This is a genomic window from Streptomyces sp. WMMB 322, assembly GCF_900090145.1.
Lineage (GTDB): Bacteria > Actinomycetota > Actinomycetes > Streptomycetales > Streptomycetaceae > Streptomyces.
The window spans coordinates 66,156-92,771 of record NZ_FMHI01000016.1; the positions used below are offsets into that span (position 1 = coordinate 66,156).

18 protein-coding genes are annotated in these 26,616 nt (G+C 71.1%); 14 read left to right on the plus strand and 4 right to left on the minus strand.

Features of this window, described 5'->3' with window-relative positions:
- Window positions 1–44: 44 nt before the first annotated feature.
- From dapF to hflX, 4 genes are all read left to right on the plus strand, one after another.
- Complete coding sequence (gene dapF, locus H180DRAFT_RS22265) at window positions 45–914, plus strand: diaminopimelate epimerase (protein WP_055487957.1); 870 nt, start codon at window positions 45–47, stop codon at window positions 912–914.
- A gap of 210 nt (window positions 915–1,124) precedes the next feature.
- Window positions 1,125–3,359, plus strand: coding sequence for a RelA/SpoT family protein (locus H180DRAFT_RS22270; RefSeq protein ID WP_055487896.1), 2,235 nt, complete (start codon window positions 1,125–1,127; stop codon window positions 3,357–3,359).
- 110 nt (window positions 3,360–3,469) lie between these two features.
- A complete protein-coding gene (locus H180DRAFT_RS22275) occupies window positions 3,470–4,966 on the plus strand; it encodes a M1 family metallopeptidase (protein ID WP_079100314.1) in 1,497 nt (498 codons plus the stop codon).
- Window positions 4,967–5,224: 258 nt separating this feature from the next.
- Window positions 5,225–6,736, plus strand: coding sequence for a GTPase HflX (hflX, locus tag H180DRAFT_RS22280; RefSeq protein ID WP_055487897.1), 1,512 nt, complete (start codon window positions 5,225–5,227; stop codon window positions 6,734–6,736).
- A 138-nt stretch (window positions 6,737–6,874) separates the two neighbouring features.
- On the opposite strand, the gene H180DRAFT_RS22285 is transcribed toward hflX, so the two are convergent.
- Both H180DRAFT_RS22285 and H180DRAFT_RS22290 read right to left on the minus strand, forming a co-directional pair.
- Window positions 6,875–8,068, minus strand: coding sequence for a trypsin-like serine peptidase (locus tag H180DRAFT_RS22285; RefSeq protein ID WP_055487898.1), 1,194 nt, complete (start codon window positions 8,066–8,068; stop codon window positions 6,875–6,877).
- A gap of 187 nt (window positions 8,069–8,255) precedes the next feature.
- Window positions 8,256–9,476, minus strand: coding sequence for a trypsin-like serine peptidase (locus H180DRAFT_RS22290; RefSeq protein WP_079100315.1), 1,221 nt, complete (start codon window positions 9,474–9,476; stop codon window positions 8,256–8,258).
- A 315-nt stretch (window positions 9,477–9,791) separates the two neighbouring features.
- On the opposite strand from H180DRAFT_RS22290, the gene H180DRAFT_RS22295 reads away from it, so the two are divergent.
- The 4 genes from H180DRAFT_RS22295 (at window position 9,792) to H180DRAFT_RS22310 (ending at window position 17,111) form a co-directional block, all read left to right on the plus strand.
- Window positions 9,792–12,053, plus strand: a complete 2,262-nt coding sequence (locus H180DRAFT_RS22295; RefSeq protein ID WP_254666143.1) for an IucA/IucC family protein — start codon at window positions 9,792–9,794, stop codon at window positions 12,051–12,053.
- Between the two features lie 250 nt (window positions 12,054–12,303).
- Window positions 12,304–12,921, plus strand: coding sequence for a GNAT family N-acetyltransferase (locus tag H180DRAFT_RS22300; RefSeq protein ID WP_254666151.1), 618 nt, complete (start codon window positions 12,304–12,306; stop codon window positions 12,919–12,921).
- Between the two features lie 241 nt (window positions 12,922–13,162).
- Window positions 13,163–15,007 (plus strand): IucA/IucC family protein, encoded by a 1,845-nt coding sequence (locus H180DRAFT_RS22305; protein WP_055487962.1) that lies wholly within the window; start codon window positions 13,163–13,165, stop codon window positions 15,005–15,007.
- 52 nt (window positions 15,008–15,059) lie between these two features.
- The gene (locus H180DRAFT_RS22310) at window positions 15,060–17,111 is read left to right on the plus strand and encodes an ATP-dependent DNA helicase (RefSeq protein ID WP_055487899.1); all 2,052 of its coding nucleotides are present in this window, start codon (window positions 15,060–15,062) and stop codon (window positions 17,109–17,111) included.
- Between the two features lie 97 nt (window positions 17,112–17,208).
- Here H180DRAFT_RS22310 and lexA read toward each other — a convergent pair whose 3' ends face one another.
- A complete protein-coding gene (gene lexA / locus H180DRAFT_RS22315) occupies window positions 17,209–18,021 on the minus strand; it encodes a transcriptional repressor LexA (RefSeq protein ID WP_055487900.1) in 813 nt (270 codons plus the stop codon).
- 436 nt (window positions 18,022–18,457) lie between these two features.
- Here lexA and nrdR point away from each other — a divergent pair, with 436 nt between their 5' ends.
- Together nrdR and H180DRAFT_RS22325 are read left to right on the plus strand one after the other, a co-directional pair.
- Window positions 18,458–19,069 carry a transcriptional regulator NrdR gene (gene nrdR / locus H180DRAFT_RS22320; protein ID WP_055487901.1) on the plus strand — a complete coding sequence of 204 codons (612 nt, stop codon included), beginning with the start codon at window positions 18,458–18,460 and terminating at the stop codon, window positions 19,067–19,069.
- Between the two features lie 139 nt (window positions 19,070–19,208).
- On the plus strand, window positions 19,209–22,097 hold the full coding sequence (locus H180DRAFT_RS22325) for a vitamin B12-dependent ribonucleotide reductase (RefSeq protein WP_055487902.1): 2,889 nt from the start codon (window positions 19,209–19,211) through the stop codon (window positions 22,095–22,097).
- A 290-nt stretch (window positions 22,098–22,387) separates the two neighbouring features.
- On the opposite strand, the gene H180DRAFT_RS22330 is transcribed toward H180DRAFT_RS22325, so the two are convergent.
- Window positions 22,388–22,870, minus strand: coding sequence for an HIT family protein (locus H180DRAFT_RS22330; RefSeq protein WP_055487903.1), 483 nt, complete (start codon window positions 22,868–22,870; stop codon window positions 22,388–22,390).
- A 264-nt stretch (window positions 22,871–23,134) separates the two neighbouring features.
- Here H180DRAFT_RS22330 and H180DRAFT_RS22335 point away from each other — a divergent pair, with 264 nt between their 5' ends.
- The 4 genes from H180DRAFT_RS22335 to H180DRAFT_RS22350 all read left to right on the plus strand — a co-directional run bounded on the left by H180DRAFT_RS22335 (window position 23,135) and on the right by H180DRAFT_RS22350 (window position 26,348).
- The gene (locus H180DRAFT_RS22335) at window positions 23,135–23,998 is read left to right on the plus strand and encodes an SDR family oxidoreductase (protein WP_254666144.1); all 864 of its coding nucleotides are present in this window, start codon (window positions 23,135–23,137) and stop codon (window positions 23,996–23,998) included.
- Between the two features lie 84 nt (window positions 23,999–24,082).
- On the plus strand, window positions 24,083–24,691 hold the full coding sequence (locus H180DRAFT_RS22340; protein ID WP_074466933.1) for a YdbC family protein: 609 nt from the start codon (window positions 24,083–24,085) through the stop codon (window positions 24,689–24,691).
- 28 nt (window positions 24,692–24,719) lie between these two features.
- Window positions 24,720–25,373 (plus strand): histidine phosphatase family protein, encoded by a 654-nt coding sequence (locus H180DRAFT_RS22345; protein WP_055487905.1) that lies wholly within the window; start codon window positions 24,720–24,722, stop codon window positions 25,371–25,373.
- A 279-nt stretch (window positions 25,374–25,652) separates the two neighbouring features.
- Window positions 25,653–26,348, plus strand: a complete 696-nt coding sequence (locus H180DRAFT_RS22350) for a ribonuclease HII (protein ID WP_055487906.1) — start codon at window positions 25,653–25,655, stop codon at window positions 26,346–26,348.
- Window positions 26,349–26,616 lie beyond the last annotated feature (268 nt).

The window sequence follows — 26,616 nt, forward strand, 5'->3', positions numbered from 1 at the left end:
GCGTGCCCGGGTCGGGTGCGCCCCGCTCCCGTACGATCGTCAGCATGAGCAGCGCACAGCCCGTGCCGTTCCTCAAGGGGCACGGCACCGAGAACGACTTCGTGATCCTCCCCGACCCCGACGGGCTCCTCGAGCTGTCCGCGGGGACGGTCGCGCGGCTGTGCGACCGGCGGGCCGGGATCGGCGGCGACGGTCTGCTGCACGTCGTGCGCTCCGCGGCGCACCCGGAGGCCCGGGAGATGGCGGACGACGCGGAGTGGTTCATGGACTACCGCAACGCCGACGGATCGGTCGCCGAGATGTGCGGCAACGGCGTGCGCGTCTTCGTCCGCCATCTGGAGCGTGCCGGGCTGGTCAAGCCGGGGGAGGTGGCTGTCGCGACCCGTGCGGGCGTGAAGCGCACACACCTGGCCGAGGACGGCTCGGGCGTCACCGTCTCCATGGGCGCGGCGGTGCTGCCCGGGGGCGATGTGACGGTGAGCGTGGGGGACCGCAGCTGGCCCGCTGTGCACGTGAACACGGGAAATCCGCACGCGGTCGCCTTCGTCGGCGAACTCACGCACGCCGGGCGGCTGTTGGACGCCCCGGACGTGCAGCCCGCGTCGGCCTACCCCGACGGCCGGAACGTCGAGTTCGTCGTGGACCGCGGGGCGCGGCACGTCGCGATGCGGGTGCACGAGCGCGGTTCCGGCGAGACCCGTTCGTGCGGCACCGGGGCGTGCGCGGTGATGGTCGCCGCGGCGCGTCGTGACGGGGTGGACCCGGCGGCCGACGGTGAGGACGCGACGTACACGGTGGACGTGCCGGGCGGCAGGCTCGTGATCACCGAACGGGCCGACGGCGGAATCGAGATGACGGGGCCGGCGGTCATCGTCGCCGAGGGCACCCTCGACCCGGAGTGGCTGCACGCGTGAACGCGCAGCCGGGGGCTGTGTCCGTTCCGCTGCTCTCCTGACGGGTGTTCAGGAGCGTCACCCTCAACTGGCCAGCCTCCAAACGTCCCTCGGACGGGTGATCCGTTTCACGCTGGGCGGGACCCGGACATCGGCGTGTGCTGGGGTCGGTACCATCACAGGCCCGGGCCTGAACGGGGCGTTGCTTCGACGCGAACAGCGGGAGGTGCCATGAGGAGTCTGCGACGGCTCAGCCGCGCGGCCCTGCTGGGCCAGGCACCGCGGCGCGACGGCCTCCCCGACGCCATGGAGCACGTCGCCAAGGTTCACCGCGCACACCATCCCGGTGCCGATCTCGGGGCACTGCGCCGTGCGTACGTCCTCGCGGAATCCTCGCACCGCGGACAGATGCGCAAGAGCGGCGAGCCCTACATCACGCACCCGCTGGCCGTGACGCTGCTGCTGGCCCAACTCGGCGCCGAGACCATCACGTTGACGGCTTCGTTGCTGCACGACACCGTCGAGGACACGGACGTGACGCTGGAGCAGGTGCGCAAGGAGTTCGGCGAGGAGGTCGCCTATCTCGTCGACGGCGTCACCAAGCTGGAGAAGGTGGACTACGGCGCGGCGGCCGAGCCCGAGACCTTCCGCAAGATGCTCGTGGCGACGGGCAACGACGTCCGGGTGATGTCGATCAAGCTTGCCGACCGGCTGCACAACATGCGCACGCTCGGAGTCATGCGCCCCGAGAAGCAGGTGCGCATCGCCAAGATCACCCGTGACGTGCTGATTCCGCTCGCCGAACGGCTCGGCGTTCAGGCGCTCAAGAGCGAGCTGGAAGACCTCACCTTCGCCATCCTCCATCCCGAAGAGCATGCCTTAGCCCGGGAGTTGATCGCGGAGCACACCCGGGAGCCCGATCCGCTCACCGGCGTCGCGACGTCCGTGCGGCGGCTGCTGCGCGAGGCGGACATCGCCGCCCAGGTTCTGATCCGGCCGCGTCACACCGTCTCCGTTCACCGACTGCGTCTCAAGCGGGGCGAGTTGGGCCCGTGCGACTTCGGCAGGCTGCTGATCCTGGTCGAGGAGGACGCCGACTGCTACGCGGTACTCGGTGAGCTGCACACCTGCTTCACGCCGCTCGTCGCAGAGTTCAAGGACTTCATCGCCGCCCCCAAGTTCAACCTGTACCGCTCGCTGCACACCGCGTTCGCCGACGAGGAAGGCCGTGTCGCCGAAGTCCTCGTACGCACACGGCAGATGCACCGCGTAGCCGAGGCCGGTGTGATCGCGCTGGGCGACCCCCACCGCGCGGCGGCGCAGAGCGGCGACGGCGAGAGCGGCGCCGAGCCGGGAGGCCCCGGCTGGCTGTCGAGGCTGCTGGAGTGGCAGAGCCACGCCACCGACACCGAGACCTTCTGGGCGGAGCTCCACGACGAGCTGGCGCAGGACGGGGAGATCACCGTCTACTGCGCCTCCCCCGGGGTGCCGCCCGCGGCCGGCGGCGGAGCCCTTCCGCTGCCCGCGGGTGCGACGTGCGTCGACGCGGCCTACGCGCAGTACGGCGAGGCGGCGCACCGCTGCATCGGCGCCCGCGTGAACGGGCGGCTGACCGCATTGAGCACCGTCCTGCGGGACGGTGACGCCGTGCAGCTGTTCATGGAGCCCGCTGCGGCGTCGGTGCCGTCCGGTCCCTCCCCGGAGTGGCTGGACCACGCGCGTACACCGGCGGCGCGCATCGCCATCCGGCAGTGGCTCGCGGCCCATCCACCAGCCCAGGAGCCGGAGTTGGCCCCGGCGGGCGGGGCGGGCGCCGCCGAGGCGCCGGGACGTGGCGACGAGACACGCCCCTGGAGCTCCGCCGGCGCGGGGCCTTCGGCGTCCGGAGGGGGCAGCGGTGCCCCGTACGAACTCGGTGGCGCCGCCGAGGACGCGCACACCGACGGGGGTGCGGGCGGGCGTACGGCCCGGCGCAGGGCGTGGGGCCGGGGAGCGCCGGCCGCCGAGGCCGCCGCTTCCGTCGTCGTGGAGGAGCCCCACTCCCTTGTGCGGCTGGCGGGCTGCTGCACGCCCGTCCCGCCCGACAGCGTCACCGGCTTCGCCGTGCGCGGCGGAACCGTCACCGTCCACCGCGACAACTGCCACTCGGTGGCCCGCATGACGGCCACCGGGCGGCGGCCCGTGCCGGTGCGCTGGGAGCAGGGCGCTTCCGGATGCCGGGTGACGCTGCGCGCCGAGGCCCTGGGCCGCACGCACCTGCTGGCGGACCTGACGGAGATCATCGCTGCGCAGGGCGCCACCGTCGTCTCCGCCGAGGTCGAGCCGCCCCGTGAGCAGCGCGTACTGCACACCTACACGCTGCAACTCCCGGACGCCGCCGGGCTGCCCGCCCTGATGCGCGCGATGCGCGGCGTCCCCGGCGTCTACGACGTCACGCGGGCCGCGCGCCCGCTGCCGGCCCGCTGAAAGGGCCGTCCCCGGCCCGGTCACGGGCGTCGCGGTTCTTTCGGGTGGGACGGGGACGGGCGCTGTTGTGGCGCCCCGGCGGTCGACCAGGCTGCTGATAGCACTAATGCATGGTCGACTTCCCCCCCGCAGTGAACAGGCCTGCTCAGACCCCTGTCACCGGCCCCGTCCTCCGATCCCGCGCCCGTGTCTCCGCGGCGGTCGCCTGCGCGGTCCTGGCGCTCGTCGGTGCCGGGGCGCCGTCGCCGAAACCGCTCGGCGTGGGCGACCGGCTCTTCCCCCACCTGGGAAATCCCGGATACGACGTGCGCGCCTACGACATCTCCCTCCGCTGCGGAAAGCACAACAGCGAGCCGCTCGACGCCCGTACGGTCATCGACGCCGACGTCACCGCCCGCGACGGACTCGCGCGCTTCAACCTCGACTTCAGCTCCGGCAAGGTGTCCTCCGTCAGCGTGGGCGGACGTCCCGCGCGGTACGAGCGTGCCGGCGAGGATCTAGTCGTGACGCCTGCCGAAAAGCTGCGCAAGGGTGAGCGCATGCGCGTCGTCGTCCGTCACACGAGTCCCACGGCCGGGTCGTCGGACAGAGGCTGGGTACGCACCCGCGACGGCCTGGTCATGGCCAACCAGGCCGACGCCGCACACCGCGTCTTCCCCGGCAACGACCACCCCTCGGACAAGGCCCGCTTCACCTTCCGAGTCACGGCCCCCAGCAGCCTGACGGTGGTCGCGGGCGGAAAGCTCCGCGACAAGGTGCGCAGCGGGAAGAACACCCGGTGGACCTACCGCGTCGCACGTCCCATGGCGACTTCGCTCGCCCAGGTCTCGATCGGCGACTCCTACGTACGCCGCTCGAAGGGCCCCCACGGACTGCCGCTGCGGGACGTGGTGCCGCGGGACCAGCGGGAGAGACTGCGGCCGTGGCTGGAGAAGACCCCCGGCCAGCTGAAGTGGCTGGAGCGGCGTCTCGGCCCCTACCCCTTCGAGAACTACGGCCTGCTGGTGGCGGACGCCGACCTCGGATTCGCCATGGAGACCCAGACGCTCTCGCTGTTCGGGAGGCCGTTCTTCACCGCCGGCCGGACGCCCACCTGGTTCACGGAAGGGGTCATGGTGCATGAACTCGCGCACCAGTGGCTCGGCAACAGCGTGACCCCCGAGAGCTGGGACGACCTGTGGCTGAACGAGGGGCACGCGACCTGGTACGAGTGGCTCTACGGCGCCGAGAAGGGCGGTACGCCGCTGGTCGACCGTGTGCGCCGGGCGTACGAGAAGTCCGACGGCTGGCGCAGGAGTTACGGGCCTCCGGCGAAGCTGAACGCGCCCCGGCAGGGCAACAGGACGGACATCTTCCGCCCGAGCGTCTACGACGGCGCCGCGGTCGCGCTCTACGCGCTGCGGGAGAAGATCGGCAACGAGGACTTCGCGCGGCTGGAGCGGGAGTGGATCACGCAGCACCGCGACGGGAACGCCTCCACCGCCGACTTCATCCGGCTCGCGAACGCGGTCGCCAAGAAGGACCTGAGCAAATTCCTCAAGGACTGGCTGTACGGGGAGAAGACCCCGCAGATGCCGGGCCACCCGGACTGGCGTGCGAGCTCCTGACCGCCGGACCGCCGGACCGCCGCCCGCACCCCATCGCCCGCACCCCCTCCGCCCCGGGCCCGCCGAGGACCCGGGGCCGAGGGGTGCGGTGCAAATCCGGATGACCGCGCGGAGCGCGCGTGCCACTATTTCTGCCGGCGCCGGACGCGCTTCGCGGGGCCGGAGGCGGGAATCTAAACCGCCGGACGGGCGTTCTTCAGGTAACGGGATGCCTTGCACTTCTCCGTCCCGCATCTTTCACCTCGACGTAAGGACCAAATGACCTACTCCTCTTCTCTTCCACACACCGGCCGACGTGTCGCCGAGGCCGACCGCCGAGCTGACGCCCTGATGGAAGAGGACGTCGCTTGGAGTGACGGGATCGACGGCGAGCGTGACGGCGATCAGTACGACCGCAGCGAACGGGCGGCCCTGCGACGCGTGGCGGGTCTCTCCACCGAGCTGGAGGACGTCACCGAGGTCGAGTACAGGCAGCTGCGCCTCGAGCGCGTGGTGCTCGTGGGCGTGTGGACCTCCGGAACCGCGCAGGAGGCGGAGAACTCCCTCGCGGAGCTCGCGGCCCTCGCGGAGACGGCGGGAGCGCTCGTCCTGGACGGAGTCATCCAGCGTCGCGACAAGCCGGACCCGGCGACGTACATCGGGTCGGGCAAGGCGGAGGAGCTGCGGGACATCGTCCTGGAGACCGGCGCCGACACCGTCGTCTGCGACGGTGAGCTGAGCCCCGGGCAGCTGATCCATCTCGAGGACGTCGTCAAGATCAAGGTCGTCGACCGTACGGCCCTGATCCTGGACATCTTCGCGCAGCACGCCAAGTCCCGTGAGGGCAAGGCCCAGGTGTCACTGGCGCAGATGCAGTACATGCTCCCGAGGCTGCGCGGCTGGGGTCAGTCGCTGTCGCGGCAGATGGGCGGCGGCGGCTCCGGGTCGGCCGGAGGCGGCATGGCCACGCGTGGTCCCGGTGAGACGAAGATCGAGACGGACCGGCGGCGCATCCGCGAGAAGATGGCCAAGATGCGCCGTGAGATCGCGGAGATGAAGACCAGCCGCGACATCAAGCGGCAGGAGCGTCGCCGCAACAAGGTGCCGTCGGCCGCCATCGCCGGATACACCAACGCGGGCAAGTCCTCGCTGCTCAACCGGCTCACGGGCGCGGGCGTCCTGGTGGAGAACTCCCTGTTCGCCACGCTGGACCCGACAGTGCGCAAGGCCGAGACGCCGAGCGGCCGGCTGCACACGCTGACCGACACCGTCGGCTTCGTACGGCATCTGCCGCACCACCTGGTCGACGCCTTCCGCTCCACGATGGAGGAGGTGGCCGACGCCGACCTCATCGTGCACGTGGTCGACGGAGCACACCCGGCTCCCGAGGAGCAGCTGGCGTCCGTCCGCGGCGTGATCAGGGACGTGGGAGCCTCCGACGTGCCCGAGATCGTCGTGGTCAACAAGGCCGACGCGGCCGACCCGCTCGTGCTGGAGCGGCTGTTGCGTGCGGAGAGCCGGGCGATCGCGGTGTCCGCCCGCACCGGCCAGGGCATCGAGGAGCTGCGTGCCCTCATCGACGAGGAGTTGCCGCGTCCCTCCGTCGAGCTGGAGGTACTGGTTCCGTACACCGAGGGCAAGTTGGTCTCGCGTGTGCACAGCGAGGGCGAGGTGCTCTCCGAGACGCACACCGAGGACGGCACTCTGCTCAAGGCGCGCGTCCATGCCGAACTGGCCGCGGAACTGCGCAGGTTCGAGCCGCAGCCGGCAGGCGACGCGCAGGGTCTGTAGCGGCCCCGACCGGACGTCGGCGCCCCGGAGCTGTCGGAGCCGTCCACGAGCGGCACGACGGCACGGCCGCGGTCCCGCCACCCGGAGCAACCGGGAGGCGGACCGCGGCCGTTGCGCTATGTCCGTCCGGACGGACTTTCAGTTCTTCCCCGCGTACTTCCTGCTGACCGCGTCGAAGACGCCCTTGGCGGTCGGCCCGAGGCGAGGCCCGGCCAGCCACGCCGCGGGCTGCGGACCGATCGAATTGACCGAAACCAGCTCGGCCTTGCCGTCCGCGCCCTTCATGAACCAGCCGCCGCCGGAGGAGCCGCCCGTCATGGTGCAGCCGATGCGGTACAGGGCAGGCTGCGACGGGTCGATCGTGAGCTCGCCCGGCCTGTCGGTGCAGCTGTACATCCTGGCTCCGTCGAACGGCGGCGCCGCCGGGTAGCCGTACGAGCTGAGCCCGGAGAAGCGTTCCGCGCGCGGGGCGTCGAAGTTGATCCGCACGGCGGCTCCGACCGTCTCCTCCAGGGACTTCCCCGCGGGCCGCTCCGGCCTCACGTGCAGGACCGCGAAGTCCTGCTGCGCGCCGCCGCCGCCCGACGCCGAGCCCTGCTTGATCCAGTAGTCGCTGGTCTGCGCCCACTCGCCCCACCACTGGCCGTACGGGGCGATGTCCTGCGGCTGGGCGCTGCGCACCTGCGACGGCGGGAGTCCGCGGTTGTTGTAGGCGGGCACGAACATGATGTTGCGCAGCCAGCCGCCGTTCCTGCCGGAGTGCACACAGTGCCCCGCGGTGGCGACCAGGTTGGACTTGCCCGGGTTGCGCGGGTCGTTGACCACCGTGCCGGAGCAGACCATCGGACCCTTCGGGGTGTCCATGAAGACCTTGCCGGCAGGTGCCGCGTTCCGCGTGTACGGGGTGTCGACGCCGCGCGCCTTCACGGGGCGCGGCTCGGGGCCGCTGGCGCTCGCACCTGACGCGGCTTCGAGGTCCTCGGGGACGTGCTTGCCGTTGTCCTCGGCCTCGTCCATGCGGTCCCGTTTCCAGTGGTCCTTGATGTAGGGGTTCACGAAGTCGCGTCCCTCACGGACCCATTGGTCGCGGTCCCAGTTCTTCCATTCGCCGTCGCGCCACTTCTCCAGGTCCTTCAGGGACGTGGGCAGGTCATCCGGCAAATCCTCCGGAATCCCCAGGTCCTGGGTCGGCGACGGCTGCGCGGATGCCCGGGCGCTCGCGTCGGTGCCGCCGCCGGACTGGCAGGCGGTGAGTGCGAGCGCGAGCGCGGTCAGCGCCGCGGTGGCGGCGGCGGTCCTGCGACGGCGCCCGTGCCTGCGTATCGGTGACATGTGAACGATCCCCCTGGGTGTGGAAGGGAGGCCCGAGTCGGCACGGGCCCGGTGTCGGTCTGCGGCACCCGCCCCGGACGCAACAGACGTGCGCCGCGGAGACGTCGGCCGGGCGACGGGAGCGGGGCGCCCTGGCCTCTGTCCGCCCGAAGGCGTTCGAAGGCCCTGAACACCCCGCTGCCCGCGGCTACTTGGCGGAGACGCTGTCGAAGATGCTCTTGGCCTCCCTGCCGATGCGCGGACCGGCGAGCCAGCCGCCCTCGACGGGCCCGACGGACGTGACCGAGAGCAGCTCCCTGCCGCTCGGGCTGAGCCATCCGCCGCCGGAGGAACCACCCGTCATGCTGCAGCCGACGCGGTACATCGTGGGCTGACGGGCGTCGAGCGTCAGACGTCCGGGCTTGCCGGTGCAGGTGAGCATCTTCGTACCGTCGAACGGGGGCGCGGCCGGGTACCCGTGGGGCGTCAGACTCGGAAGGGCCTTGACCCGGGGCGTGCCGAAGTTGACCTTCGCGGCCTTGCCCACGGTCTCCTCCAGGGAGGGGCCCGACCTCCTGTCCTCCGGGCGCACCTTCATCACCGCGAAGTCCTGGGGTGCGCCCTTGCCGCCAGTCCTCGCGCCGTTGGCGATCCAGTGGTCGGTGGTGCGTGCGTACTTCGCCCACCAGACACCGTCGGGAGCGACGTCCTTCCGGTCCGCCTTCGCAAGCTGCGCGTCGGACAGCCCCTTCGGGTTGTAGCGGGGCACGAAGACGACGTTGCGGAACCAGCCGCCGTCCTTGCCCGCGTGCAGACAGTGCCCCGCGGTGGCGACCAGGTTGGACTTGCCCGGGTTGCGCGGGTCCTTGACCACGGTGCCGGAGCAGACCGTCGGACCCTGCGGGGTGTCCATGAACACCTTGCCGACCGGCGGACTGGACTTGGTGTAGGGGAGCTTGACCTGCTTGGCGGGCACGCGTGCGGGAGCCGGGTCGGTGACGCCCTCGTCCTCCCCGGTGCCGCCCTTGCCGCCGCTCTCACTGTCGTCGATCTCGCCGTCGTCGACCTTGCGGTCCTGCTCGTCGGCGTCCTTCATCCGGTCCGGGTCCCACAGGTCGTCGATGATCGGGTTGATGAACTCCTTGGCCCTGCGGAGCCATTCGTCCCGGTCCCAGTTCTTCCACTCGCCGTTGCGCCACTTGTCGAGGTCCTCGAGGGAGCTGGGGAGATCCTTGGGCAGATTCTCCGGAAGGCCCAGGTGGTCCCGCTTCTTGTCCTGCTCCGACGCGGACGCGGAAGCACCGGGCTCGCCCCCGGCGCCGTTGTCCTCCGGTCCGCACGCGGTGACCGTGACGGCGAGCGCGGCGACGAGCGCCGCGACGGCCGGCGCGGGACGCCGTCGCCGCACCTGCCCTGTGTGGGCTGACATGAATGAACTCCCCCTGAATGTCCTTGTGCCTGTTGAATTGTCACGGCCCCTGCGGGGCGGCGAGTGTCACGGCCCCTTGCGCAGCGGCCGGCCGGAGCCTTCGGCCGTGCGGCCGCCCGGCGCCGCACCGGCGCGGAGCCAGGGGAAACTATGCCCCGTGAGGTGGGGGACGGGCCCGGCAGGGTCCACGGTTCCGACCGGTTCACGTCACAGATCTTCACTTCGCCCGTGATCAGGGCGCTCCGGCTTCGTTGGTACGGACGGGGGAGGCGGCCCGCTCTTCGGCGTGCCGAGTCGACACCGGAGGAGACCTCTGTGAACGCCCGTACCGGAGCGGACCGTTCAGTCCCGCGTGAACTCGTCACCGAGCAGGCCGGTGCTCCCGCGCCGAAACCCCACACGGCCCCCGTACCGCCCACTCCGTCCGGCTCACCTGTCCCGTCCGCCGCGTCGTCCGGTCCGGCGGCCTCCGTTCCCGCGCCCCCGTCGTCCTCCGTTCCCGCGCCCCCGTCGTCCTCCGGGCCACCGTCTCCCTCGTCCTCGGTACCCTCGTCCGCTGCCTCCTCCGCACTCCTGCCCGGGCAGGCGCAGGGCCCCGGGCCCGCTGCCCGGCCGGACGGGCCGGCGTCCGCGGACGCCGGCCCGGACGTCGCGGCACGGACGGCGGACGAGGCCGCCGTCCGCAACCTGCTGTGCTGCTGGGTGCGGGAGAACGACATCACCGGCCCGGCCCGGGGCCAGGACACCCTCGTGCTCCCCATGGACGCCACCGGTGTGCTCCTGCGGGTTCCCGTGCGCTACTGGTCGCCGACCGGACGGCACGACTTCGGACCGCCGCGCCTGGACGGCGCCCCCATGGGCACGGCGCCGCTCGACGCCGTGGTCCTCGCCGCACTCATCGCACGCGAAGTCGTGAACCGGAGCGGCGCCGAAGCCCGGGACGCCGACCCAGCCGCATCCGCAGCACCCGGCGCTTCCGTTGCACCCGGCGCTTCCGCCACACAGGCAGGGCCCGTCGCGTACGCCTCCGCGCCCGCCCCCGGCCCTGCCTCCGTTCCCCGGCCCGCCTCCATCTCCGCGCCCGCCTCCCTCCCCACGTCCGCCTCGATCGACGCAGCCGACCTCGTCGCCCGTGTCGCCGACTCCGTGCGCCGCGCCACCGGGTTCCTGGCCGAGCGGAGTGCGGCGCCCCAACCCCCGCCGGGCAACGGCCCGTTTCTGGACGCCGAACAGTCGCTCGTCCTCGGTCATCCGCTGCACCCCGCGCCCAAGAGCCGCCAGGGTCTCTCCGACGAGGAGTGCCGGGCCTACTCGCCGGAGATGCGGGCGTCCTTCCCGCTGCACTGGATCGCCGTCGACGAATCCGTCGTGGCATGCGACTCGGCCTGGACGGAACGCGGCCGCACTGTCGGCGCCCGGCAACTCGCCGCCCGGCTCGCGGGCGAGGCGCTCGTCTCCCGGCTGCCCGCCGGGACCGTGCCGCTGCCCCTGCACCCCTGGCAGGCCCGCCACCTCTCGCACCGGCCCGCCGTGGCCCGACTCCTGGCGGACGGGCTCCTGCACCACGTCGGCGAGGCAGGTGACGCCTGGCACCCAACGTCCTCCGTCCGCACGGTGGCGCGGCCCGGCGGGCCGGCGATGCTCAAGCTCTCCCTCGGCCTTCCCATCACCAACTCCCGCCGCGAGAACCTGCGCAAGGAACTGCTGCGCGGACTCGAGGTGCACCGGCTGCTGCGCTCCGGCCTGGGTGCGCAGTGGCGGGCGGTGCACCCCGGCTTCGACATCGTCCGCGACCCTGCGTGGCTCGGCGTCGACGGGCCCGACGGCATGCCCGTGCCCGGCCTGGACACCGTCGTGCGGCACAACCCCTTCCGCCCGTCGGACGACGCCGTCTGCGTCGCCGGACTCACTGCCGAACAGCCCTGGCCCGGCGTCCCGCGCGGAGCGCTGCGGTCCCGGCTGGCGGACGTCGTGGAAAACCTCGCCGCCCGAACGGACCGCTCCGTCACGACCGTCGCCACCGAGTGGTTCCTGCGCTATCTCGACGCCGTGGTGCGTCCCGTCCTGTGGCTGGACGCGCACGCCGGGATCGCACTGGAGGCGCATCAGCAGAACACGCTGGTGCTGCTCGACGGCGCAGGATGGCCGTGCGGCGGGCGCTACCGCGACAACCAGGGCTACTACTTCCGCGAGTCGCGGCGTGACGCGCTCCAGCAGCGGCTGCCCGGCACGCGGCTCGGCGTGGACAGCGACTCCTTCGTCGACGACGCCGTGACCGACGAACGCTTCGCGTACTACCTCGGAATCAACAACATCCTCGGGCTGGTCGGTGCCTTCGGCGTCCAACGGCTGGCGGACGAGGCGGTGCTGCTCGCCGCGGCGAGACAGTTCCTGCGGATGCGGGCCCGTGCGGCCGAGGGCGGTCCCGCCTCCGCGCTGCCCGCCCTTCTGCTGGAGTCGCCGACGCTGCGCTGCAAGGCCAACCTGCTCACGCGGCTGCACGGCATGGACGAACTCGTCGGCCCCGTCGACACCCAGTCCGTGTACGTCACCGTCACGAACCCGCTGTGCCGGTGACCGTCGTCGTGGTTGCGAGAGGAGCTGCGCTCAGGTGAACCGTCCGAACCCCGCGGCCTCCGGCGGACCGGAGACCTCCGGCCGGCCCGGCACGCCGGGGGAGTCCGTGCCGTCCGGAGCGCCGGACAGCGACGACACCCTCGACCTGGGGCGCTCCGGCGATCTGGCGGCGCTGCTTGCCGAACACGGGCGGTACGGCGCCCCCGGCTCCCCGGAGCGGCAGCGGGGATCCGGACCTCCGGCAGGGGACTTGCCGGCGGACGGTCCCGCCCCCTCACCACAGGTCCCGGGCCCGGACGACCTGCTCGACCGCGTCGGCGAATGGCCGCCCGCGCAGACGCCGGTGGGCACGATGAGACTCCTGCCGGTCCGCCTGGACCGCGATCTGCGGCTCGTCGCCGCCTGGATGAACGACCCTGCGGTGGCGGCCTTCTGGGAGCTGTCCGGCCCGCAGGAGGTGACGGCGAAGCACCTGCGGGCCCAACTCGACGGCGACGGGCGCAGCGTCCCCTGCCTCGGCCTTCTCGACGGGGTTCCGATGAGCTACTGGGAGATCTACCGCGCGGACCTCGACCCCATCGCCCGGTACTGCAGCGCCAGACCTCACGACACCGGGCTGCACCTGCTGATCGGCGGCGTGCCCGACCGCGGCCGCGGCATCGGAACCGCGCTGCTGCGCGCCGTCTCCGAGCTCGTCCTCGACCGACGGCCGCGCTGCGGGCGGGTGCTGGCCGAGCCGGACGTGCGCAACGTGGCCTCCGTCGCGGCGTTCCTGAGCGCCGGGTTCCGGCTCTCGGCCGAGGTCGACCTGCCGGGGAAGCGGGCCGCGCTCATGGTCCGCGACAGGGCGCTGCGGGAAGTGCTCTGACGGCCTGATCCGGCCCGCTGCCGCAGACCCCCTGCCACAGACCCGCTGCCACAGACCTGCTGCCACAGACCTGCTGCCACAGACCTGCTGTCACAGACCTGCTGCCGCCCCCGAGTCACTGTCCTCCCCGCCCTCCTGTCCCTGTCCCCGAACAAGGAGTCCCACAGTGCACCTGCCGGCTTCCGACGGCACCCACGACGACGAAGCGCGCCGCCCCGGGGAGCTGCACCTGCCGCCGGGCATGGACCCGGACAGCTGGCGCAGGGCCGGCAGACGGCTGCTGGTGAAGATGATCAGCGAGTTCGCATACGAGGAGATCATCCGGCCGGAGCCCGACACGGACCCGGACACCGAGGCCGGAACCGGCGCGAACGACGGGAGCCGGCCCGGCACGGAAGCGCCCTCCGCACCCGCACCCGCACCCGCACCCGCTCCCGGCGGTCCCGCCACGCGCCCGTACCGCCTGCGCGTCAGCGACGACCTCACGCTCCGCTTCCGTGCCCGTCGCGGCGCCTACGGGCACTGGATCATCGACCCGGCCTCGCTGACCCCGGCCGGAACCGACCCCTTCGCCTTCCTGCTGCGCGCCCACGACACGCTCCTCGCGCTGACCGGGGACACCACGGGCCACCTCATCCGCGAACTGTCCGCCACGCTCCTCGCCGACGTACGGCTCAGCGAGCGCGAACTGCCCGCCGCCCGCCTTGCCGACCTCGGCTACGCCGAACTCGAAGGGCACCAGAAGGGGCACCCCTGGCTTGTCGCGAACAAGGGCCGCCTGGGCTTCTCCGCGTCGGACGCGGCCCGCTGGGCGCCCGAGGCGCGCCGCGAACAGCGCCTCCCCTGGCTGGCCGTGCGCAGCGGTCTCGCCGACTACCGGGGCGTCCCCACGCTCGCCGAGCCCCACCGGCTCTACGAGCGCGAACTCGCGCCCGAGACCCTCCGGGACTTCCGCCATACCCTGCGCTCACGGGGACTGCCCGCCGAGGACTACCTCTTCCTGCCCGTACACCCCTGGCAGTGGGACGAGACCATCGCACCGCTCTTCGCCGACGCGCTCGCCAAGGGCGACATCGTCCCGCTGCGCACCGACGGCGACCTGCGCCTGCCCCAGCAGTCCGTGCGCACCTTCCTCAACACCAGCCGACCCGAGCGGTACACGGTCAAGCTGCCGCTGTCCGTGCTCAACACCCTTGTCTGGCGCGGCCTTCCGACGGAACGGACTCTCGCCGCGCCGTCTGTGACGCAGTGGATCCACGGACTGCGCGACCGTGACGCGTTCCTGCGCGACGAGTGCCGCGTGATCCTGCTCGGCGAGGTCGCCTCAGTCACCGTCCGGCATCCCCTCTACGACCGGCTGCCGCAGGTGCCGTACCAGTACCGCGAACTGCTCGGCTGCATCTGGCGCGAACCGCTCACCGGGCAGCTCGAAGCCGGTGAGCGGGGGCGGACCCTCGCCTCCCTGATCCACACCGACGCACGCGACAGGTCGCTCACCGCGGAACTCGTCGAGCGTTCCGGGCTGCCGCCCCGGGTGTGGCTGCGCCGCCTCTTCGCCGCCGTTCTGCCGCCGCTGCTGCACTTCCTCTACCGCTACGGGACGGTCTTCTCACCGCACGGTGAGAACGCGATCGTCGTCTTCGACGAGGACGACGTGCCCGTACGGCTGGCGGTCAAGGACTTCGTCGACGACGTCAACGTCAGCGCCGACCCGGTGCCCGAACTGGACGACATGCCCGGCGAGGTGCGCGAGGTGCTGCTGACGGAGCCCCCGGGGTTCCTCACGCAGTTCATCCACTCCGGTCTCTTCGTCGGCGTGTTCCGCTACCTCGCGCCGCTCTGTGAGGAGCAACTGCAGGTCCCCGAGGGCGAGTTCTGGTCGCTGCTGCGCGCGGAGACCGAGCGCCACCAGGCCCGCTTCCCCGAACTGAAGGACCGCTTCGCGGCGTTCGACCTGCTTACCCCGCGCATCGAACGGCTCTGCCTCAACCGGAACCGTCTGCACCTGGACGGCTACCGCGACAGCTCCGAGCGGCCGCACGCAGCCGTCCACGGCACCGTCGCCAACCCCCTCCACCCGGCGTGAGAGGACCGGGAGCGGACGAGGTGTCACAGGCGCCGCGTAGGGTGTCGGATCTATGAGCAAGCCCGCCCTCACCGAGCTCCTGCACGCCGCCGTCACCGCTGTCGGCGGTACGGAACGGCCTGGTCAGGTGGCCATGGCCGAAGCCGTCGCCGACGCGGTCGACGACGGCACCCATCTGCTGATCCAGGCGGGCACCGGCACCGGAAAGTCCCTCGGCTACCTCGTACCCGCGCTCGCGCACGGCGAGCCCGTCGTGATCGCCACGGCCACGCTCGCGCTTCAGCGTCAGCTCGTGGAGCGCGACCTGCCCCGTACGGTCGAGGCGCTTCAGCCGCTGCTGCGCCGTCGCACCCCGTTCGCAATGCTCAAGGGCCGCTCCAACTACCTGTGCCTGCACCGGCTTCACGAGGGCGTCCCGCAGGAAGAGGAAGAAGGGCTCTTCGATCCCTTCGAAACAGCGGCCCCCACCTCCACCCTCGGCAAGGACCTGCTTCGGCTGCGCGACTGGTCGGGCGAGACCGACACGGGCGACAGGGACGATCTGCGGCCCGGGGTCTCCGACCGCGCATGGTCCCAGGTCTCGGTCTCCTCGCGCGAGTGCCTCGGCGCCACGAAGTGCGCCTACGGAGCCGAGTGCTTCGCCGAGAGCGCGCGTGAGCGGGCCAAGCTCGCCGAGGTCGTCGTCACCAACCACGCCCTGCTCGCGATCGACGCGATCGAGGACGCATCCGTGCTGCCGGCCCACGAGGTGCTGATCGTCGACGAGGCGCACGAACTCGTCTCGCGCGTGACGGGAGTGGCCACCGGCGATCTGTCGCCCGGCGGTGTCAGCCGTGCCGTCCGCCGCGCCGCGAAACTCATCGACGAGAAGACCGCCGACCGGCTCCAGACAGCCGCCGAGGGGTTCGAGCGGGTCATGGAGCTGGCCCTGCCCGGGCGGCTCGAAACCGTCCCCGACGATCTCGCGCACGTCCTCATGGCGCTCCGTGACGCCACCCGCGCCGGCATCACGACGCTGGGCAACACCCGCGACAAGTCCGTTCAGGACGAGGACGCGGTGCGCAAACAGGCCCTGGCGTCGCTGGAGAACGTGCACGATGTCGCCGAACGCGTCGTGGAATCCTCGGAGTTCGACGTGATCTGGTACGAGCGGCACGACCGCTACGGTGCCTCTCTGCGCGTCGCACCGCTGTCGGTCGCCGGGCTCCTGCGGGAGAAGCTGTTCACCGACCGCTCGGTCGTCCTGACCTCGGCGACGCTCAAGCTCGGCGGCGACTTCAACGGGGTCGGCGCCTCGCTCGGCCTCGCCCCCGAGCGCGTGGTGGGTGACGATGCGCCGGACGGCGACGGCGGGACGGCGCACAAGGAGATCCCGCGGTGGCGGGGCCTGGACGCCGGCTCACCGTTCGACTACCGCAAGCAGGGAATCCTCTACGTCGCGCGGCATCTGGCACCGCCGGGCCGTGAGCCCTCGCGGCGCGACATGCTCGACGAGCTGGCCGACCTGGTGGGGGCGGCGGGAGGCCGCACGCTCGGGCTCTTCTCCTCCATGCGGGCCGCTCAGACGGCCGCCGAGGATCTGCGCGGCAGGATGGAGGTGCCGATCCTGCTCCAGGGCGAGGAGACGCTGGGGGAGCTGATCCGCCGCTTCGCAGAGGACGCGGAGACGTGCCTGTTCGGGACGCTGTCGCTGTGGCAGGGCGTCGACGTCCCGGGTGCGAACTGCCAGTTGGTGGTGATGGACCGCATCCCCTTCCCGCGCCCCGACGATCCGCTGATGAGTGCCCGGCAGAAGGCCGTCGAGGAGCACGGCGGCAACGGGTTCATGGCTGTCGCGGCCACACACGCGGCGCTGCTGATGGCTCAGGGCTCGGGGCGGCTCGTTCGGGCGTCGGGGGACCGGGGCGTGGTCGCCGTGCTGGACCCGCGGCTCGAGCGGGCGCGCTACGGGGGCTTTCTGCGGGCCTCGATGCCCGACTTCTGGTACACGACGGACCGCAACCAGGCGCGGCGTTCACTTGCCGCCATCGACAAGGCGGCGAAGGAGTCCCTGGCCGCGAAGGAGTCCGTGACCGGGGGCGCGAAGAGCGCCGCGAAGGCGTAGCGCGTTGCGCGGACACGGCGGAGCCGCCGGTTCCGGCGCAGTGGAACCGGCGGCCCGTTACTCGCGAGGGGCCCGGGGCCCGGGCCTTGCGCGGGACTCAGACCCTGCGCAGCACGGCGACGACCTTGCCGAGGATCGTCGCGTCGTCACCAGGGATGGGCTGATACGCGGAGTTGTGGGGCAGCAGCCATACGTGACCGTCCTCGCGCTTGAAGCGCTTGACGGTGGCCTCGCCGTCGAGCATGGCCGCGACGATGTCGCCGTTCTCGGCGACCGGCTGCCGCCTCACGGTGACCCAGTCGCCGTCGCAGATGGCCGCTTCGACCATCGAGTCGCCGACCACCTTGAGCACGAACAGTTCGCCGTCGCCGACGAGTTGACGCGGCAGCGGGAAGACGTCCTCGACCGACTCCTCCGCCAGGATGGGGCCGCCGGCGGCGATCCGGCCGACCAGCGGCACGTAGGAGGCGGACGGCTTCCCCGTGGTGTCGGTGGTGACCTGGGCCGCCGGAGCGTCCGAGCCGCGCACCTCGTAGGCGCGGGGACGGTGCGGGTCGCGCCGGAGGAAGCCCTTGCGCTCCAGCGCCATGAGCTGATGCGCCACGGAGGAGGTGCTGGAGAGGCCCACGGCCTGACCGATCTCCCTCATGGACGGCGGGTAGCCGCGGCGCTGCACCGAGTCACGGATCACTTCGATCACACGGCGCTGGCGGTCGGTGAGCCCCGAACTGTCCGCACGGATCCCCGGAGGTCGCCCCGGCAGCGAGCGCTTCGCCTGCTGCGCGTCCTGTGCCTCGGCGTCCAGTGCGCCGTCCGCGTCGTCAACCGGCGTCACCGGCGGGATGTGGTCGAGCGACTGCGCGGAACGGTTCTGGGACGTGATGGTGGCGCTGTTTGCTGTGGTGGTCACGTCGGCCCCTCTCGAGCGTTTCTCCCTAGTGGGACAACGGTAGTTGGTTTCGAAAGGTTGCGCCAAACACACGTTCGAGTGAAAATCCCGCGACCGACTGGCACGGCGCGTGCCCGCGGTGTAAACGCCGCGGGCCCGCCGAGCGCCGGTGCCGGTTCGCAGAGTCTCGCAGGCGTGCCCCGCCGACGGGGGGCGCATTCGATCTCGCGTACTCTCGTCTGCTGTCGCGCACCTCGACACGCTTTCCAGCAACTCGCGTGCAGACACCAGATCTAGTGGTTAGATTGGCGCGCGCCACCACAAGTTGTGGTCCCCCTGCTCGCAGTTGGGGGTTTGTGGACTATGCTGGTGGCAACTTCGCGGGCTCCTGCCGGGGCCGTGCGAGGGCGTAACAGGCATGCACGAGGCGGGCTTTCGCAGGCTCAAGGAGGGTGAAATGCACTGTCCCTTCTGCCGGCACCCCGACAGTCGCGTGGTCGACAGCCGCACCACCGACGACGGCACCGCCATCAGGCGGCGCCGCCAGTGCCCCGACTGCTCCCGCCGCTTCACCACCGTGGAAAGCGCGTCCTTGATGGTGATCAAGCGCAGCGGTGTCACGGAGCCCTTCAGCCGGGACAAGGTGATCTCGGGCGTGCGCAAAGCGTGTCAGGGCCGTCCGGTCACCGAGGACGCCCTGGCCCAGCTCGGCCAGCGGGTCGAGGAGGCCGCCAGGGCGACGGGCAGTGCCGAGCTGTCCACGCACGACGTCGGGCTCGCGATACTCGGCCCGCTCCAGGACCTGGATCTCGTGGCCTACCTGCGGTTCGCCTCCGTCTACCGCGCCTTCGAGTCCCTCGAGGACTTCGAGGACGCCGTGGCGGAGCTGCGGGAGGCCCGCGCGAGCGGACCGGCCGCCGGCGACGGCGCAGGCGGCGAGGGCCGGGAGGACCGGAGGGGCCAGGGAGATCCGGAAGTGCCGGTCTCCCGCGGGGGTCGCGGGGAGAACGGCGCCGACGGCGCGGGCGGGACCCCGGGAGCGCCGGTCAGGACGTCTGCCGCCGACTGAGCGGCGGAGCGTCGAGAAGACCTCGGGCTCCGGCGGGGGTGCGCATCGTGGCGCATGCCGCCGAGAGCCATGGAACAAGCAAGGTGCCCCGGGAAGATTCGGGGCGCATCGGGGCGTTATGCCCGTACAGGGAGGCGGAATGACAGAGACGACGAGCGGCCCGGCACGCGGCTTCCGTGCGAAGGGCGGCAAGGTGGCTAAGGGGCTCCGGATCGAGCGCATCCACACCACTCCCGGGATTCATCCCTACGACGAGGTGGAGTGGGAGCGCCGTGACGTCGTCATGACCAACTGGCGCGACGGCTCGGTCAACTTCGAGCAGCGTGGCGTCGAATTCCCCGCCTTCTGGTCGGTGAACGCTACAAACATCGTGACGAGCAAGTACTTCCGCGGCGCGGTGGGCACGCCGCAGCGGGAGAACAGCCTCAAGCAGCTGATCGACCGCGTCGTGAAGACCTACCGCGCGGCCGGTGAGCAGCACGGCTACTTCGCCTCCCCGGCGGATGCGGAGATCTTCGAGCACGAGCTGGCCCACGCGGTGCTGCACCAGATCTTCAGCTTCAACTCCCCGGTCTGGTTCAACGTGGGCACGACCCAGCCGCAGCAGGTCTCGGCCTGCTTCATCCTCTCCGTGGACGACTCCATGGAGTCGATCCTCGACTGGTACAAGGAAGAGGGGATGATCTTCAAGGGCGGTTCCGGGGCCGGCCTCAACCTCTCCCGAATCCGTTCCTCCAAGGAGCTGCTCTCCTCCGGAGGCAACGCCTCCGGGCCCGTCTCCTTCATGCGCGGAGCGGACGCCTCCGCAGGCACGATCAAGTCGGGCGGCGCCACGCGCCGCGCGGCCAAGATGGTCGTGCTCGACGTCGACCACCCCGACGTCGAGGCCTTCATCGAGACGAAGGTCAAGGAGGAGGAGAAGATCCGTGCCCTGCGCGACGCGGGCTTCGACATGGATCTCGGCGGCGACGACATCACGTCCGTCCAGTACCAGAACGCCAACAACTCGGTGCGTGTGACCGACGCGTTCATGAAGGCGGTCGAGTCCGGCTCGAAGTTCGGGCTGCGCGGGCGCATGACGGGCGAAGTCGTCGACGAGGTCGACGCCAAGGCGCTCTTCCGGAAGATGGCCGAGGCCGCCCACGTCTGCGCCGACCCGGGCATCCAGTACGACGACACCATCAACCACTGGCACACCTCGCCGGAGTCGGGCAGGATCACCGCCTCCAACCCGTGCAGCGAGTACATGCACCTGGACAACTCGTCCTGCAACCTGGCCTCGCTGAACCTGATGAAGTTCCTGCGCGACGACGACGAGGGCCACCAGTCCTTCGACGCCGGACGTTTCGCGAAGGTCGTCGAACTCGTCATCACCGCGATGGACATCTCCATCTGCTTCGCCGACTTCCCGACCGAGAAGATCGGGGAGACGACCCGTGCCTTCCGCCAGTTGGGCATCGGCTACGCCAACCTGGGCGCGCTGCTCATGGCGACGGGCCACGCCTACGACTCCGACGGCGGCCGTGCGCTCGCCGGGAGCATTACCTCGCTGATGACGGGCACGTCCTACCGGCGGTCCGCCGAACTGGCCGGGGTGGTCGGTCCGTACGAGGGCTACGCGCGCAACTCCGACGCGCACAACCGCGTGATGCGGCAGCACTCCGACGCCAACGACTCGGCGCGGCGCGCCGACGACCTGGACACCCCCGTGTGGGCGGCGGCCACGGAGGCGTGGCAGGACGTGCTGCGGCTGGGCAGGAAGCACGGCTTCCGCAACGCGCAGGCCTCCGTGCTGGCACCGACGGGCACCATCGGCCTGATGATGGACTGCGACACGACGGGCGTCGAACCCGACCTGGCCCTCGTCAAGTTCAAGAAGCTCGTCGGCGGCGGCTCCATGCAGATCGTCAACAACACGGTGCCCAAGGCGCTCAAGCGGCTCGGATACCCGGCCGAGCAGGTCGAGGCGATCGTCGAGCACATCGCGGAGCACGGCAACGTCGTCGACGCTCCGGGTCTGCGCCCGGAGCACTACGACGTCTTCGACTGCGCCATGGGCGAGCGTTCCATCTCCCCGATGGGGCATGTGCGGATGATGGCCGCTGCCCAGCCGTTCCTCTCCGGCGCGATCTCCAAGACCGTGAACATGCCCGCGTCCTCCACCGTCGAGGACGTCGAGGAGATCTACCTGCAGGGCTGGAAGCTCGGCACGAAGGCGCTCGCCGTCTACGTGGAGAACTCCAAGGTCGGCCAGCCGCTCTCCGCCAAGCGCAAGGAGGAGAAGGCCGAGGCCGAGCCGGAGAAGGTCATCGAGTACCGGCCGGTGCGGCAGCGCCTGCCCAAGGGCCGTCCCGGCATCACCACCTCCTTCACGGTGGGCGGCGCCGAGGGCTACATGACGGCGAACTCCTACCCGGACGACGGGCTGGGCGAGGTCTTCCTGAAGATGTCCAAGCAGGGTTCGACCCTCGCGGGCATGATGGACGCCTTTTCCATCGCCGTCTCCGTCGGCCTGCAGTACGGCGTGCCGCTGGAGACGTACGTCTCGAAGTTCACGAACATGCGCTTCGAGCCGGCGGGGATGACCGACGACCCGGATGTGCGGATGGCACAGTCGATCGTCGACTACATCTTCCGGCGTCTGGCCCTGGACTTCCTGCCCTTCGAAACGCGCTCGGCCCTGGGCATCCACTCGGCGAGCGAGCGTCAGCGCCACCTGGAGACGGGCTCGTACGAACCGTCCGAGGAGGAGCTCGACGTGGAGGGCCTCGCGCAGTCCGCGCCGAAGGCCGAGACGGTCAGGGAGGCCAAGGAGAAGGCGAAGGAGGAAGCCAAGGCAGAAGGGGTCAGCGAGTCCCAGGCCCCGGCTCCTGCTCCGGGGGGTGCCCACAACTCCACGGAGCTGATGGAGATGCAGCTCGGCCTGAATGCCGACGCACCGCTGTGCTTCTCCTGTGGGACGAAGATGCGCCGCGCGGGCAGCTGCTACTTGTGCGAGGGCTGCGGCTCGACCAGCGGGTGCAGCTGAGTACGGGCGCAACGGCGTCCGATGCGACATCGGGCAACTGCCGCTGAGCAGCTGATCCGTGCTTGAGAGAGGGTGCCGGCCGTCGGCCGGCACCCTCTGCGGCGTTCAAGCACCGTGCGTTTCGCGGAGGACAACGGTCAACCGGCTGATTCAACCAGCCCGTTCGGAGAGCCTCAGCGGGACGCATCCTTACCGGCTCCGACGGAGCCGCCTCCACGGTCCGGCGGCCGTCGCGCGCTTGAGGCCAACGCACCCCGCTCACTGCGCGGCGGAGGACGACCCGTCCCCGCTCAGTTTGCGGTGAGGCGCAGCCCGTCCAGTTCCTCGCCGATCGCCTGCCGCAGTGCGTCATGCCGCGGACCGAGGGCGAACCGCTCATCGGTCCATCGCTCACTCGGGTACAACCAGACCGGCTTGCCCACCAACTCGCCCGCCTCCCAGTCGAACCGCGGCCAGACGTGGGCGTGCAGGAAGTTGTCGGTGTTGCCGAGGATTTCCAGATTCACTCGCCGGAAAGCGGGGTCCAGGCGGCGGCAAGCGCGTTCGACCGCTTCCCCGAGCCGGTCCATGCCCGAGAGGAAGGACATCCGCTTCGCCTTCGGCAGATCCGACAGGCGTTGCACATCCGGCTCGTCGATCAGCAGTACCGAATAGCCGGGCAGGAACTGGGTGTCCCCGATCACCGCGAACCCCGCCTCCAGCCGTCGCAGCACGGTGGGGTTCTCGCCCCTCAAGGCACTCCCGATCCGGTCCCTGCGCCAGTCGTCCGTCATGGAGGGAACCTATAGGGCAAGAATCACCTGAGTCCTCCACGGCCGGCGATCCGTCCGAAAACCGCAGCTCAGCGCAAAGGCGATCTCCACCAGCAGGAACGGCCGCCAACGGGCGACGCCTGGCAGGGTCGACCACTCGGGACAGTACGGCCCGCCCGGCATCTGCCCGTACGGACCGGGACATCGCCGGCCAGGCCGACCGGGCGCCTGACCGTCGGCGCGGGCGGGCTGCGCGACGTCGTGCCGTGGGCGGAGGATGGCCGCATGGACGAACCGACGACGGACCCCATGAGCACGGCGGGCCGAGACCCGCGAGGCCCCGTCCTGGTCACCGGGGGCACGGGCACCCTCGGCCGCGCGGTCGTACGGAAACTGCTGGAGCGCGGAGATGCGGTCAGGGTGCTCAGCCGCCGTCCGCGCCCGCACCACCTGGCGGTGGCCGGGGCAGCGGGCGGCGGGCAGAACCCCGAGTGGGCGACGGGCGATCTTGCCTCGGGCGAGGGGCTCGCCGCGGCCGTCGCCGGGGTGCGAAGCGTCGTCCACTGCGCCACGACCGGGACCGGCAAGGACGTCGAGGCGACGCAACGGCTGACCGAGGCGCTCAGCCGGTCCGGCGCCGAACCCCACCTGATCTACATCTCCATCGTGGGCGTCGACCTTGTGCCGTTCTTCTACTACCGGGCGAAGGCGGAAGCCGAGCGGATCGTCCAGGGCAGCGGGCTGCCGTGGACGATCCTCCGCGCCACCCAGTTCCACGACCTGATCGCGCGGCTCACCACGGCCCAGCGGTGGCTGCCCGTCACGCTCTACCCGGCCGGGCTGTCCTTCCAGCCGATCGAGGTGGGGGAGGTCGCGGAACGCTTGGCGGATCTCGCCCTGGGTGAACCTTCCGGCCGGGTCGCGGACATGGGCGGTCCCGAGGTGCGCACCTCCCGGGAACTGGCCCGGCTGACCCTGCACGCGTACCGGCGTCGCCGGCCGCTGCTGGCGGTACCCCTTGCGGGCAAGGCGGCCCGCGGCTACCGGGCCGGGCATCACACCACCCCCGGGAACGCCGTGGGACGCAGGACCTTCACCGAGTACGTGGTGGCGTCCGCAGCCGCCCGGGACAGCGGTCGCAGGCAGTGATCTGCCGGTGCCGGAGGGCTCGAGCCGGCGTTCGGGGAACCGTGCGCGTACGGCTTGTCACCCGGTTGGCCGTACGATGGCGCGGTGCTGGTCAAGTGGATGCGCTGCACCGTCGTGGACCGTCGGGGGTTCGAGCGGGGGCAGCGGAAGTGGGCTGGGCTGCTCGGTGAGCCGGGTTTCCGGGGGCAAGGCGGTGGATGGAGCCGCTCCAGGGAGAACGTGGCGCACCTGTTCGGCTTCTGGGAGAGCCGTGCCTTCTACGACTCGTTCATGGCGCGCTCCCACGACAGGCTGCACGCGGCCCAGGTCGGCACGTACAAGGACATGCGCGTGCGCCTCTTCGAGTACCGCTTCGATGTGAAGACCGGCTTCCGCCCCGTCTTCGCCGACGCCGACCTGCTGCGCGTCGCCCACTGCCGGGTGCGGGGTGACCGCATCGAGCACTACACGCTGATGCAGGAGAAGGTCTGGAATCCGGCGATGGCCGGGTCGCCGGGGATGCTGCGCGGAGTGTTCACGCAGTCGCAGACCGAGGACGAGTTCATGGTGCTGTCGATGTGGGACTCCGCGGCGGAGCACGGCAAATACCGCACGGAGCGGGTGGAACGGCTCGCACTGCGCGCCCAGATCGGAGCGGATGTGACCGGAATCGCCGGTGATGTGATCGACCTTGAGCCTTCCTGGACCGTCTGACCTCTGCCCCGCGCCATAGAGTGGCCGCATGGCACGACCGAGGCGCATCGTCCTCGTCCGGCACGGAGAGTCGGAGGGGAACTGCGACGACAGCATCTACGAGCGGGTGCCGGACCATGCCCTCGCACTGACGGAGAAGGGCGTGCGGCAGGCCGCAGCAACCGGTGAGCAGCTGCGCGAACTCTTCGGCAACGAGCGTGTCTCCGCCTACGTCTCCCCCTACCGGCGCACCCTGCAGACACTTGCCGCCTTCGCGCTCGACCCTGCGCTGCTGCGTGTACGCGAGGAGCCACGACTGCGGGAGCAGGACTGGGGGAACTGGCAGGACCGTGAGGACGTACGGAAGCAGAAGCAGTACCGCGACGCCTACGGGCACTTCTTCTACCGCTTCGCCCAGGGGGAGTCCGGAGCGGACGTCTACGACCGGGCCGGTGCGTTCCTGGAAAGCCTCTGGCGCAGCTTCGAGCGGCCGGACCACCCGCCGAACGTCCTGATCGTCACGCACGGGCTGACGATGCGGCTCTTCTGCATGCGGTGGCTGCACTGGACCGTGGCGGAGTTCGAATCGCTGTCGAACCCCGGCAACGCGGAGAGCCGTACGCTGGAACTGGGGAGTGACGGGCGCTACCACCTCGACCGGCCCTTCGAGCAATGGTGCACACCGCGCTCGTACGGACCCTGAACGTGACGCCGCGGCACGGCCGACCGCGAGCGGGCGGCGTCGGACGGGCCAGGCACCGCGCGAGATGACGAGAACCGAACGACGCACCGTGAACGCATCACCATGAAGGACGAAGCCCAAGACGCGGCAACCGGAGATCTCCCTGGTCGTCCGGACGGCAAGTCCCGGGCGCCGCAGGGCACGTGGGACGGTCCGCCGCACCATGGCCAGGAAGGCGGTGCCTCTTGCGCCGGGCCCGTCGGCGAAGGAACGCCGGACCGGCGCTACGCTGATCCGGCCATGCCGATCACACCTCCAACTCACCGCGTCGAGCGGTCGATCCGCGCCAAGACGGGTGCCAAAGTTGTGGCCGGGATCGACGAGGTGGGCAGGGGAGCCTGGGCAGGGCCCGTCACCGTGTGCGCCGCGGTCACGGGGCTGCGCCGACCGCCGGAAGGCCTCACCGACTCCAAGCTCCTCACCGCGAAACGGCGCACGGAACTCGCCGGCCTCCTGGACGAGTGGGTCTCGGCCCATGCCCTCGGACACTCCTCCTCCGAGGAGATCGACGCGCTGGGCATGACGGCCGCACTCCGGCTCGCCGCGTCGCGCGCGCTCGAGGCCCTGCCCGTTTGCCCGGACGCGGTGATCCTCGACGGCAAGCACGACTACCTGGGCGGCCCGTGGCAGGTGCGGACCGTGATCAAGGGCGACCAGTCGTGCATCTCCGTGGCGGCTGCTTCCGTTCTGGCCAAGGTGCGCAGGGATGCCCTCATGGCCGAAGTCGGAGCAGACCACGCGGACTTCGGGTTCGCCGACAACGCCGGCTACCCCTCCCCGGTGCACAAGACAGCGCTGCAGGCGTTCGGCCCGACTCCGCACCACAGGATGTCGTGGGCGTTCATGGATGCCCTGCCGCGCTGGCAGCACCTCAAGCGGACGCGCCTCGTCCCGGACGAAGAGACCCCGCGCGCCGAGCAGATGGGCTTCTTCTGAGCCCGCCTCCCCGGACCGGGAACCCACCTCGGAAATCCCTGGCCGAACCCGCTTACGCAGCTCGTTCCGGCGTTTGATAGACAATCCCTCATGCCTCTCACTCCCGAGGAGCCACAGATTCAGGAGAGCGCCCAGGGCAGCCGCAACTCGGCGGCAGCGACCCGGACTCCGCAGGCTTCCCGCCCAGCAGCACCCATTCCCGGCCCCCGGGCCACTTCGCGTCCCACACCGCCGCGCGCGGACAGAAAGGGACCGACTCCGGGCCGCC